Origin of the sequence: Aureispira sp. CCB-QB1 (genome assembly GCF_000724545.1) — a bacterium.
Classification (GTDB): Bacteria; Bacteroidota; Bacteroidia; order Chitinophagales; family Saprospiraceae; genus Aureispira.
Genome location: NZ_JHBV01000024.1, coordinates 101,472 through 114,213, shown reverse-complemented (window position 1 = coordinate 114,213; position 12,742 = coordinate 101,472). Strand labels below are relative to the sequence as shown.

Here is a 12,742-nt window from a genome sequence, read left to right as displayed (position 1 = left end):
ACTTGCATTCTAAAATAAAACGTCTAATCTTTGTATCAATGCAAAAAGAAACAAACATATCAAATTTTGGACAAAAATCTAGCAATGCTCTTGTTGCTTGGTGGTGGACTACTTCCCTTCGATGGCGAGAGTAGCAGACCTCCTATATATCCATTTTCAGATAACAACTCATATATAGAACTTGCAAATCTCTCGTAGATTTGCAAGTTTTTTTTTGTCTAATACCAATCTTTTTACAAAATCACTTATCCGATGAATTTAATGAAGTTTAGGACGATTAGTCGTACTCGCTTAGCAGATTTGCATACTCCTGTCAGCATTTACCTGCAATTAAGAGACAAAATGGCGCACAGTTTATTGTTAGAAAGCTCTGATTACCAGTCAAAAGAAAATAGCTATTCTTTTATTTGTGCAGAACCAATTGCCGAATTGATGATACAAGACCGAGTGCTGAAATATCATTTTCCAGATGGAACGGTAGAGAACTTTCAGATACCGCCCAAGAATAATGTTTCTAATTTACTGGAGCAATTTTGCAATCGATTTCAGTTTGAAGGAGCAGCTGCTTATCAACGATTTAATGGATTGTTTGGTCATACTAATTTTGATGCCGTTCAGTATTTTGAAACATTGGAATTAGATGCGACCAAACGGCAACATGATTTGCCAGATTTGAGATATGCGGTCTATCGTTATGTCATTGTTATCAATCATTATACGAGTGAGATGTACTTACTGGAAAATCTGTTAGAAGGTCAGGAAAGTGAATTGGATAAAGTAGAGCGTTATTTAAAAAAAGGAGCATTGACCACTTATCAATTTGAATTAGATGGAAAAAGGACTAGCAATTTAAGTGATGAAGCATTCAAAGATTTGGTTAGAAAAGGGAAAGAACATTGTGCCCTTGGAGATGTTTTTCAGATTGTTTTTGCTCGCCAATTTCAGCAACATTTCAAAGGAGATGATTTTAATGTTTACCGAGCGTTGCGTTCTATTAATCCTTCCCCATACCTATTTTATTTTGATTATGGAGCTTACAAAATATTTGGATCTTCCCCAGAAGCTCAACTAGTTATTCGAGACCGCAAAGTAACGCTAACGCCCATTGCAGGCACCTATAAACGAACAGGTAATGCAAAATTAGATCAAGAAAATGCTATTGCTTTACTCGCTGACCCAAAAGAGAATGCAGAGCATGTGATGTTGGTAGACTTAGCTCGTAATGATTTGAATCGACACACACAAAATGTAGCGGTAGAAGAGTATAAAGAAATTCAGTATTACAGTCATGTTATTCATCTTGTCTCTAAAGTGAAAGGAGATTTACCCACTGACGCAAATATTTTTCAGGTCTTTGGCGATACTTTTCCAGCAGGAACCTTATCAGGAGCACCTAAATATAAAGCACTAGAGTTGATTAATGAATACGAAAACCAAAGCAGGGGCTTTTATGGAGGTGCTATTGGCTTTTTTAATCCCAAAGGTCAGCTAAATCAGGCGATAATGATTCGATCCTTTATGAGCAAAGACAACTGTCTGTATTATCAAGCAGGGGCTGGTATTGTGATAGATTCAGAAGAAGAAAAAGAATTGCAAGAAGTCAATAATAAACTAGCTGCTCTCCAAAAGGCGCTAAATCAGGCTATTGAAGTATAACTAAATCAGGTGCTGTAGATGGTTCGCTCACAATCTACCAAGTATTCATAACCATAATAGAAATAAGATGAAACTACTAATTATAGATAATTACGATTCCTTTACCTACAATTTGGTGCAATATCTTCGAGAAATCCTGCACGGGGGCGTTGAAGTTTATAGAAATGACCAAATTTCTTTAGCAGAAGTTGCTAATTACGACGCTATTGTTCTTTCCCCAGGTCCAGGTCTGCCCAAAGACGCAGGGATTATATTAGATATCATTAAGACGTATCACACCAAAAAGCCAATATTGGGAATATGCTTAGGGCATCAAGCTATTGGTCAAGCATTTGGGGCAACGCTCAAAAATATCAAAAAAGTCTATCATGGAATTGCTACACCTATTCAAATTTTAGATCGGACTGGTCTATTTGAGGGGCAACCCGATAAACTGGTGGTCGGACGCTATCATTCTTGGATTATAGATACCAAAAAACTTCCAGATTGCTTGAAAATCTTGGCTCAGGATGAAACAGGGCAAATTATGGCTATAAAACATCAAACGGCACCTGTAATGGGCATGCAGTTTCATCCAGAATCTGTACTAACGCCTCAAGGCAAAGCACTGCTTCAGAACTTTGTCAAAGAGGCTCAGACTTTTCTAAGAAAAAAATTGGTAAAACAATAAATAAAACACAACCAATGAAAAAAATATTGCAAAGCTTGTTTCAACAAGAATATTTGACTCGGGCAGAAGCCAAAAGAATCTTAATTGACATTGCCCAAGAAAAATTTAATCCATCTCATATCGTTGCTTTTTTGACGGTATTTCAAATGCGACCGATTTCTACAGAGGAACTGCAAGGCTTTCGCGAAGCCTTATTAGAATTGTGCTTAAAAATTGATTTGTCAGATTATAATAGTGTGGATTTGTGTGGAACGGGAGGGGACGGAAAAGATACCTTTAATATTTCTACTTTGGCAGCTGTTGTTGTAGCAGGAGCTGGATATATGGTTACTAAGCATGGTAATTATGGAGTGTCTTCTGTTTGCGGTTCTTCTAATGTACTTGAAAAATTAGGGTATAAATTTACGAATAAGGAAGCTGTGTTAAAAAATCAATTGGAGAAACATCAACTTTGTTTTTTGCATGCTCCGTTATTTCATCCTGCCATGAAAGCAGTAGGAACTATTCGCAAAGATTTAGGGCTGCGTACTTTTTTTAATTTACTAGGTCCTTTAGTCAATCCAGTGCAACCCAAACAACAGATGGTTGGAGTTTCTAATTTGGAGATTGTTCGGCTGTATCAATATGTATTGCAACAAACAGATAAAGAATTTGCCATCGTTCATGCCTTGGACGGTTATGACGAAGTTTCTTTAACAGGAGCGTTCAAAGTGATAACACCTACAACGGAAGCATTATTAACGCCTCATGGAATTGGACAAAAACAGCAGTATGCTAAAGATTTAGAAGGAGGAAGCACCATTGCTGCGGCTGCTCAAATATTTTCAACCATATTAGAAGGGAGAGGAAGTACTGCCCAAAATCAAGTCGTTTGTACCAATGCAGGGATTGCCATTCAACGCTTTAATCCTCAAAAAGCACTAGAAGACTGCATCAAGGAAGCAGAGGAGGCTTTATTCAGCAAACGAGCATATCAAAATTTTAAACAGCTAATCAATCAATAAAAATGGAAACGATATTAGACCAAATAACCGCTTACAAAAGAAAAGAGGTAGAACAGCGCAAAACCTTATATCCCGCTCAACTACTAGAACAAAGCATCTACTTTGATACACCTATCGTATCATTAGTAGAATTTTTGAAACGACCAACCATGCAAGGTATTATTGCAGAGTTTAAGCGTCAATCTCCTTCCAAGGGAAACATCAATGCATATGCAAAAGTCGAAGAAGTTTCTATTGGTTATATGCAAGCAGGTGCTTCGGCTTTATCGGTATTAACCGATACGCATTTTTTTGGAGGTTCGTCTAGTGATCTAACAGAAGCCAGACGGTTTAATTATGCCCCTATATTAAATAAAAACTTTGTGATTGATGCGTATCAAATTATAGAAGCAAAATCAATAGGAGCAGATGTGATTTTGTTGATTGCAGAATGTTTGGATGCTAAAGAGTTAAGACGTTTGGCACAATTTGCTAAAAGTTTGGGAATGGAAGTATTGATGGAAGTGCACACCGAAGATCAATTGAATAAGTTGTGTCCAGAGGTAGATTTAGTTGGTGTTAACAATCGAAATTTAAAAACTTTTGAGGTAGATATTGAAAACTCTTTGCGGATTGCTTCCTTATTACCCAATAACGTGGTCAAAGTTGCAGAAAGCGGCATCAATGTCCCCGATACAGTAGTCTTGCTCCAAGAACATGGATTTGAAGGTTTTTTAATTGGAGAATATTTTATGCAACACGCTAGACCTCAAGATGCTTGTGCGAGATTTATTCAACAGGTAAGCTTAAAAAACACTAAAAAGTTCTCCTATGAAAATTAAGGTCTGCGGAATGAGAGAAGTTGCTAATATTGAGGCTTTGAGAGCACTGAATATTGATTTTGTAGGATTTATTTTCTATTCCCAATCACCTAGATATGTGCAACAACTACCAACAATAGATATTTCGCCAAGGATTAAACGAGTGGGCGTTTTTGTCAATGCTACGATATCTGAGATAGAGCAACGTATAGAGGCATTTGCATTGGATTGTATCCAACTGCATGGAAATGAATCACCTGATTTTTGCAAGCAATTGCAACAAAAGAGAATCGTTGTGCTCAAAGCTTTTGCTGTAGACGAGCAATTCGATTTTGATACCTTAAAGGCGTATGAAGCTTACTGTGATTATTTCTTATTGGATGCCAAAGGAAAGTCTTATGGAGGGAATGGTGTTCAATTTGATTGGCAAATTTTGGAACAGTATACTAGCTCAAAACCCTTTTTTTTGAGCGGAGGAATTGGGCTAACGGATATTCCTCAAGTTTTAAGATTAGCACATCCTCAATTATATGGAATTGATGTAAACAGCAGGTTTGAAATAGCACCCGCCCTAAAAGATTTGGCTCAAATCAAAGAATTAGTACAACAAATAAAGGAATAAATAATGACAACATATCAAGTAACAGAACAAGGGTACTATGGCTCTTTTGGAGGTGCTTTTATCCCTGAAATGCTCTATCCTAATATAGAAACATTAAAAAAACAATACGTACAAATAACGGAAACGGCAACTTTTCAAAAGGAGTATCAAGCTCTATTAAAAGATTATGTTGGACGCCCAACCCCCTTGTATTTTGCACAGAGATTGAGTGCGCAATATCAGACAAAAATTTATCTAAAACGAGAAGATTTATGCCATACAGGTGCACATAAAATTAATAATACCATAGGGCAAATCTTATTAGCCAAAGCACTAAATAAAACAAGGATAATTGCTGAAACAGGAGCTGGACAGCATGGCGTTGCAACAGCAACAGTTTGCGCATTGATGGGACTAGAGTGTGTGGTGTATATGGGGGCTCTAGATGTAGAGCGACAAGCACCCAATGTCGCTAGAATGAAAATGTTAGGGGCTACGGTTATTCCTGTTTATAGTGGTAGTAAAACACTAAAAGATGCTACCAATGAGGCCATTAGGGATTGGATTAATCATCCTGAAAATACACATTATATCATTGGTTCTGTTGTAGGTCCTCATCCTTATCCTGATATGGTGGCACGATTTCAATCTGTGATTAGTCAAGAAATAAAAGAACAATTAAAAGCACAAACTGGAAATGAGAATCCGACTCGAATTATTGCTTGTGTTGGAGGGGGAAGCAATGCTGCAGGGGCTTATTTTCATTATTTGAATGACTTAGACGTAGAACTGATTGCAGTAGAAGCGGCAGGAGAAGGGATTCATTCTGGCAAGTCGGCAGCAACAAGCATTTTGGGAACAGAAGGAATTATCCATGCTAGCAAAACTCTGTTGATGCAAACAAAAGACGGTCAAATTGTAGAGCCTCATTCAATTTCTGCGGGCTTAGATTACCCAGGAATCGGTCCTTTGCATGCGCATTTGATTGTTAGTAAGAGAGCCCAAGCAATAGCAGTGACCGATCAAGAAGCGTTAACGGCTGCTTATAGGCTAACTAAATTGGAAGGAATTATTCCCGCATTAGAAAGTGCACATGCGATTGCTGCTTTGGAGCAAGTCAATTTTAAACCCAATGAGGTAACGGTTTTGAACTTATCGGGACGAGGAGATAAGGACTTAGAAACCTATATGAAGTTCCTCTAAGCTGTTAAAAAAAATTTAATAGCCTACTTAAAAACAATAGTTAGCTGCGCTGCTACTACGTGGTCGTTGAAAACACGAAGTCGCAGCATCGCTAACTACTATAAAAATAAAAACAATGAATAGAATCAATCAATTATTTGAGCGAAAGCAAGAAAATCTACTCAATATATACAGTACAGCTGGTTATCCTCAGTTAGAATCAACTGGAGAGATCATTTTATCTTTGGATAAAGCAGGTGTAGATTTGGTCGAAATTGGAATGCCTTATTCTGACCCCTTGGCAGATGGACCAACCATCCAAAAGAGCAGTACTATTGCTTTGCAGAATGGGATGACGATTCGAAAAGTTTTAGAACAAATTAAGACAGTTCGAGATCAAGCAACGTTACCAATTATTCTAATGGGCTATCTTAATCCTGTCTTGCAATATGGCTTTGAAGCATTTCTAAAAAGCTGTCAAGAAGTGGGCGTAGATGGTTTGATCCTACCAGATTTACCTTTGTATGAATACGAAACGCATTATCAAGGTTTGTTTAAGAAGTATAACATTCGACTCATCTTTTTGATTACGCCACAAACATCGACCAAACGCATTCGAAAAATTGATGCATTAAGCAATGCTTTTATTTATGTCGTTTCTTCGGCAGCAACAACAGGCAAACAAGCTGGTTTTGAGGCAAAAAATATAGCTTATTTCAAAAGAATTCAAGCAATGAATTTAAAGAACCCTATTTTGATTGGTTTTGGGATTTCTAATCAAGCAACGTATCAGACCGTTTGCCAATATGCGAATGGAGCAATTATAGGAAGTGCTTTTATTAGAATGTTGGAAAAGAGCCAGCATATAGAGCGAGATGTTGTAGCGTTTGTAGAAGGTCTTAACGTTTCTACTGTCGCTAAATAAGTTTATTATTTATAAAAATAGTAGCAGCGCAGCTAACTATTGTAAAAAGAAACAAGTCATTATGATTATTCAATTAGAAAAAAATATAGCAGCTGATCAGTATCAAAAATTAACTCAAAAATTGGATGCGATTAACTATAAATATACCAATGTTAAAACACAGTTTCAGGAATATTTAGTGGCCATAGGGCAACAAGAATTTGATATTAGAAGTATTGGTGTAATGCCAGGTGTGCAGGATTTGCATCGTGTAAGTGATAACTATAAACTTGTCTCTAGTAAGTGGAAAGTACAAGATACTATGATTGATTTGGGAGATGGAGTAAAGATTGGTGGAGGTCATTTTACGGTTATGGCTGGTCCTTGTTCTATCGAAGGAGAGGAACAGATAGAGGAAACAGTTAAACATTTAGTAAAAAATAATGTTCGGGTAATGAGAGGTGGTGTGTATAAACCAAGAAGTTCTCCGTATTCATTTAGAGGAATGGGTTTAGATGGTTTAAAGTTATTTTATAAGGCCTGTCAAGCAGAAGGAATTAAAATTATCACAGAAGTCATGCAAGTTTCACAAATAGAGGCGATGCTAGATTACGTAGATATTCTGCAAGTGGGGGCTAGGAATGCACAAAATTTTAACCTTTTGGATGCTTTAGGAAAAGTAGATAAACCTGTTTTGCTAAAAAGAGGTATTTCTGGAACAATTGACGAGTTACTGCAAGCCGCAGAGTATGTTTTTTCAAATGGGAATGAAAAAATCATGTTGTGTGAACGAGGCATCCGTTCGTTTGAAACAAGTTATAGAAATACTTTGGACTTGAATGCAGTTCCTATATTAAAGGACAAATCGCACCTACCTGTTATTGTTGATCCTTCTCATGGTATAGGTGTACGCAAATATGTTGAACAAATGTCTTTGGCAGGTGTTATGGCTGGTGCAGATGGGCTAATAGTAGAAGTCCATCGTCAACCCGAAAAAGCATTTTCGGATGGACAACAAACCCTCTCTTTTGCTGAAGCAGAAGTGTTGTATCAAAAAATCGAACAGACAGTACGTTTGAGAGATTCTTTTTCATGATTTATAATCAAAAGCCAATGGTCTCTAAAAAAACAAATATTAAAGGAGAAATTACACTGAATGGTTCTAAAAGTATTAGCAATAGAATTTTGATGATTCAAGCCATTTCAGGAGAAGAGTTTTCTATTAGTGGCTTATCCAATGCCAAGGATACGACAACATTGAAGAGTCTTTTGGAAAAATTAAATGAGCCCATATTAGATGCTGGAGAAGCGGGGACTGCGTATCGTTTTATGACTGCTTATTTAGCTTGGAAGGGAAACAACCAAGTTTTGATGGGAACCAAACGGATGTGCGAACGCCCTATTGGCGTCTTGGCTGATGCCCTGAATGAATTAGGGGCAAAAATTTGTTATGTAGGTAAGCAAGGCTATCCGCCTTTGCATATGAAAGAGCATAAAATTGATCAATGGGGACAACGTATTACCATAGGTGCCCATGTTAGTAGTCAATTTATTTCTGCTTTATTGTTAATTGCACCAGTCTTGCCAAATGGGATGGAACTGATCTTGGAAGGAAAAATTATTTCTAGACCATACATCCAAATGACCTTGAACTTGATGGAAGAGTTTGGAATATTGGCTTTGTGGCACAACGATATGATTAAAGTGCCAAATCAAGAATATGTTCCCAAGCCTTTTGTGGTAGAAGCAGATTGGTCGGCAGCATCGTATTATTATAGTTTGGTGGCTATTGCCGATGAAGCTACGATTCAACTAAATGGCTTACAACAAAATTCTGTTCAAGGCGATGCTGTGCTGGTTGATATTATGGAGTCGTTTGGAGTCAAAACAACATTTAACGAACGAGGTATTTTGTTAGAAAAAATCCCTTGTAGTATAACAGAATTTAAATACGACTGTTCTGATTGTCCTGATTTGGCACAGACCCTAGCCGTGGTTTGTGCTGCATTAAAAGTAGAGGCGGAGTTAACAGGGCTAGAAACCCTAACCATCAAAGAGACCGATCGAATTAATGCGGTAAAAGTAGAGCTTGAAAAGTTAGGTTGTTTGGTCGATGCAACGGAAAATTCACTTAGTATAAGAAAAGGAATTACCAATCAACAACAGTCTATAAAAGTAAATACGTACGATGATCATCGAATGGCAATGGCTTTTGCGCCGCTTGCTTTAATTTTGGATAAAGTAAGCATGGAAGATAAAAAAGTAGTTTGCAAGTCGTATCCTAAGTTTTGGGATGATTTTCAAACTTTAGGCTTAGGGGATTATGAGTAAATCCCCCAAATGCCCCTTTTTAAGAAGTTTGGTTTAAAGCTCTAAGTGTTAGAATGGAGTTGCTCTAACAACCAAGGACGTTCTGTCAAAGGAGAAGTTTTAAAAATAAGTTGGCGCAACTTTTCTCGTTCAGCAGGTAGCTCCATTTTGGCGTAAATCATCTTTCTAGTAATGGAAATGATATTCCCATAAATTTGACGATGGTAAGCGAGCACTTTTTTTCGATTCAAAAAAACAGAAAAACTATCTAGATGCGCTTCTAATAGGTCAAATTCATTGAGCTGCCAATATATTTTTAATGATAAAAGTTTGATAGCTAGACTTATAAATAAATCTATGGCATCTGTATCTATTAAAATTTGTTGTGCGGCTAAGATTTGGTCCTGTTCAAATAAAATTTTAGCTCTAATATAATTAGTATAAGCTTTTCGGTAGTAAGGCTTAATTTGAGGACTATATTTCTGAACAAAATTATCGACCCATTGGTAAGCCTTGAGTCGCAGTGCTGCTGTTGCAATATTTTTAAATGTACTATGGCTTATATAACCTCCTTCCAACCATATGTTTTGTTCCAAGCCTAAGGAATAAATTTCAAAAACTTCTTTAACATACATCTCTGCATCGGTATTGAGCCGTTTGATGCAATAATTAGTGACTAACAAGTATATATATTTTAACTCACTAATCGGCAATGGAATCTGCCCTTCTAAAAGCAGCTTTTTTACAATTTTAAAATGAATTTCCTCATTAGGTTGTGTCAAAGCTCTATAACAGTGATAATAACTTTTAACAACAGTATTGTTTTTATAAGTATCTGTTTGAGCTTCCTCTAGTATAGCATCTAACAATGGAATCTGATAATCATTCTTATATAAGCTTCCATGAGATATCGCTGTGCAAGCATTTTTTAAGGTAGCCACAATCGTAAACGTTGTTAAGTCACTAAAAATAGCCTGTAAATTGGTCTGATGTTGCCGCAATTCTGTGCCCTTTAGTTCGAATAATGATTGTTCTAGCAAAAAAGAATGATGGTAATAAAAATCATTGTGATAGGGACTATCGTTGAGAGCATCTTGAGCTTTTTCTAAATTTTTTTGTGCTAAATGTGGTAGGGATTTTTTTTGGTAAAATTCTGATAGAAAAAAAAGTTCTTCAATGGGTTTATCCTGAAGGGTTATAAACTGAATATAGGCTTCCATTACTTCAAGCGTAAAAGAAAGAACATGATTGAGTCGATGTAGATTATACTTGGAATTAGGGTAGAGGTGCTTGTAAACACGTTCTCTCTGAATTGAAATAGGGGTTAACTTTCTTCTAGAAAACAAAAAATTAGTGAGTTTAATGACATCTTTATGCTGATTATGGATAGGTGAATTTACCCATCGACGAAACCCTAATTTCTCTTTTCTATTGAAGCTTTTAAATATTTCTATTAATTTACTCTTATACATATCTTAAAGATAAGAATTACAACTAAAATATGATAAATATAGAATAATGTTTTTTTATTTACTTGATATTGAATTTACCTTTGTTGTGTGTTAGACATAATTCGTTAGCGTAAAAATGTATCTAAAATATAATCGTTTTAAGTAAAAAAACTGAATTGCTATATAGAGTTTTAAAGTATTGATAATTAAGTTGGTAAGAGGGAATGACTTTTCTTATTTTTTATTTGATAAAAAGCCACGACCATGCCGTAGGTAGCAGTGCAGTATTAAATTTTAATAAGTTAAAGAAATGAAGGACATATTTTTTATTCTCTTGTGGCTCAACTTATGTTGTACTGTTATTGTTGGTCAACAAAATATAGAAGGGAGCGTTTATCAAGATTTAGATGCAAATTGCACATTTACCAACGGAGATATTAATTTATCTGGAATTACGGTAAAAGCGTTGCTTAATGGTAGCAATAATATTTTTTATTATGGGACGACGGATGCTGATGGGCATTACTCTATATCCTGTCCTTCAGGAACCTACACCGTTTATCCTGTAAGAACACCCTATACACAGCCCAATTGCACGCCTTTTTCAGGAGTAGTGACAACACAAGCATCGGATACAATTGATTTTCCTTTGGAAGTATATATTTCTTGTCCTGCGATGAACGTAGATGTTTCTGCTCCCATCTTGACCAAAGCTTTTTCGAGTACTTATGCGATAGAATATAGTAATAGAGGAACGGCTACAGCTAACCAAGTACAAATAGAATTAGAAGTTGATTCTTTTTTGAATGTACAAAGTTTTTCAATTCCTCCTGCGAGCCAGTTGGGCAATGTATACCTATTTAATATAGGAACGGTTGGAGTTGCACAAAGTGGAACTATTGATATGGAGGTGCAGGTAAAATCTACTGCTATTGATGAGCAAACACATTGTGTAAGAGCATATATTACTCCTGATTCTAGTTGTTATTCAGATAGTGCGATGGACTGGTGGCTAGACATAGAGGGAACTTGTCGGAACGATAGTGTTTTATTTACCATTAGAAATCAATCCGCACTACCAGCAATTAGCAAGCCTTATTGGGTTTTTGAGGATGATATTATTATGCGTACAGGAAATGTTAATGTGATGAATGGAATAGATACAATTATAGGTCTATCGGCATTGCCTAGAAAATTTTACCGTATAGAGGTGGGAGATATTAGCAATGCTCCAGATTCTATCTTTAGTGCTTTTGTAGAAGGTTGTGTTCCTGATAATAATGGCGAATTTAATACAGGTTTTCCTACTCAATATAATAATGCCAATAGAGTATCTTGGGATGCTGTAGATTGTCAACAAAATACAGCTGTTACTCTAGCGAATCGTAAAATGGCACAACCTCAAGGATATAGAGCAGGGTATTATATTAATGTAGGGCAATTTATTGATTATCAAATTAATTTTCAAAATACAGGAGCAAGCACTGTTCATAAAATAACTATAATAGATACCCTATCTAATTATTTAAACCCATCTAGTGTTCAACTAACAAGTGCTAGTCATCCATATACTTGGAGTATAAAAGATCAGAACATACTAGAAATTCAATTGGATAGTGTCAATTTACCTAGCAGTTCTGTTGATATATCTCAATCTTATGGTTTTGTAAAATTTAGAATAGAACAAAACTTTCCTAGTCCAATAGGAAATGTTATTGAGAACTTGGCAGATGTTTATATGGATCAACAGCCACCCATTCAAACGAACCTTACTATTCACGAAACTGCCTCTGACTTTTTTATTACTCCTATAATTACTATCTGCCCAGAAGTAGTTCCTCAAATGAAGGTTTATCCTAACCCTTTTAAGGATAGGGTAACAATAGAAATGGGGGGAGAACCGCAAGAAGTGACTTTAGTTGTGTACGATATTATTGGTCGAGAAATGGTTCGTATCCAAGAAAGCAACACAACACGAATGGTTTGGACCCCTAATAATTTAAAATCTGGTGTTTACGTATTTAACCTATTTGCAGAAGGTAAAGTTATAGGAAAAGGAAGAATTATAGCCCAATAGAATTTCAGTATCTACCCTTCGATAAATTAAATATTTAGAGCGTGTTGTACAAAAAATACCTTTGTGCAAGAATGGCAAACCCATGCC

General features: G+C 36.2%; 11 protein-coding genes. 10 read left to right on the top strand and 1 reads right to left on the bottom strand.

Going from position 1 to position 12,742, the window contains the following annotated elements; genetic code table 11:
• Positions 1 to 252 precede the first annotated feature (252 nt).
• The 9 genes from CG11_RS11770 (at position 253) to CG11_RS11730 (ending at position 9,148) form a co-directional block, all read left to right on the top strand.
• Entirely contained in the window at positions 253 to 1,656 is a 1,404-nt protein-coding gene (locus CG11_RS11770) for an anthranilate synthase component I family protein (protein WP_052596424.1), read from the top strand.
• A 67-nt stretch (positions 1,657 to 1,723) separates the two neighbouring features.
• The gene (locus CG11_RS11765) at positions 1,724 to 2,326 is read left to right on the top strand and encodes an aminodeoxychorismate/anthranilate synthase component II (RefSeq protein ID WP_052596422.1); all 603 of its coding nucleotides are present in this window, start codon (positions 1,724 to 1,726) and stop codon (positions 2,324 to 2,326) included.
• A 14-nt stretch (positions 2,327 to 2,340) separates the two neighbouring features.
• Positions 2,341 to 3,330 carry an anthranilate phosphoribosyltransferase gene (gene trpD / locus CG11_RS11760; RefSeq protein ID WP_052596420.1) on the top strand — a complete coding sequence of 330 codons (990 nt, stop codon included), beginning with the start codon at positions 2,341 to 2,343 and terminating at the stop codon, positions 3,328 to 3,330.
• A gap of 2 nt (positions 3,331 to 3,332) precedes the next feature.
• Positions 3,333 to 4,151, top strand: coding sequence for an indole-3-glycerol phosphate synthase TrpC (gene trpC, locus CG11_RS11755; protein ID WP_052596419.1), 819 nt, complete (start codon positions 3,333 to 3,335; stop codon positions 4,149 to 4,151).
• On the top strand, positions 4,141 to 4,752 hold the full coding sequence (locus CG11_RS11750) for a phosphoribosylanthranilate isomerase (protein ID WP_052596417.1): 612 nt from the start codon (positions 4,141 to 4,143) through the stop codon (positions 4,750 to 4,752). Before trpC ends, CG11_RS11750 begins: the two co-directional genes overlap by 11 nt.
• Positions 4,753 to 4,755: 3 nt before the next feature.
• On the top strand, positions 4,756 to 5,934 hold the full coding sequence (gene trpB, locus CG11_RS11745) for a tryptophan synthase subunit beta (protein WP_052596415.1): 1,179 nt from the start codon (positions 4,756 to 4,758) through the stop codon (positions 5,932 to 5,934).
• A 115-nt stretch (positions 5,935 to 6,049) separates the two neighbouring features.
• A complete protein-coding gene (trpA, locus tag CG11_RS11740; protein ID WP_052596414.1) occupies positions 6,050 to 6,838 on the top strand; it encodes a tryptophan synthase subunit alpha in 789 nt (262 codons plus the stop codon).
• A gap of 61 nt (positions 6,839 to 6,899) precedes the next feature.
• A complete protein-coding gene (aroF, locus tag CG11_RS11735) occupies positions 6,900 to 7,913 on the top strand; it encodes a 3-deoxy-7-phosphoheptulonate synthase (protein ID WP_052596413.1) in 1,014 nt (337 codons plus the stop codon).
• Positions 7,910 to 9,148, top strand: a complete 1,239-nt coding sequence (locus tag CG11_RS11730) for a 3-phosphoshikimate 1-carboxyvinyltransferase (RefSeq protein WP_231512787.1) — start codon at positions 7,910 to 7,912, stop codon at positions 9,146 to 9,148. The genes aroF and CG11_RS11730 overlap by 4 nt, the downstream gene beginning before the upstream one ends.
• Positions 9,149 to 9,189: 41 nt before the next feature.
• On the opposite strand, the gene CG11_RS11725 is transcribed toward CG11_RS11730, so the two are convergent.
• A complete protein-coding gene (locus CG11_RS11725; RefSeq protein WP_052596412.1) occupies positions 9,190 to 10,599 on the bottom strand; it encodes a hypothetical protein in 1,410 nt (469 codons plus the stop codon).
• Between the two features lie 289 nt (positions 10,600 to 10,888).
• Between CG11_RS11725 and CG11_RS11720 the strand changes: the two genes are divergently transcribed.
• Complete coding sequence (locus tag CG11_RS11720) at positions 10,889 to 12,655, top strand: T9SS type A sorting domain-containing protein (RefSeq protein WP_052596410.1); 1,767 nt, start codon at positions 10,889 to 10,891, stop codon at positions 12,653 to 12,655.
• The last annotated feature ends 87 nt before the right edge of the window (positions 12,656 to 12,742 follow it).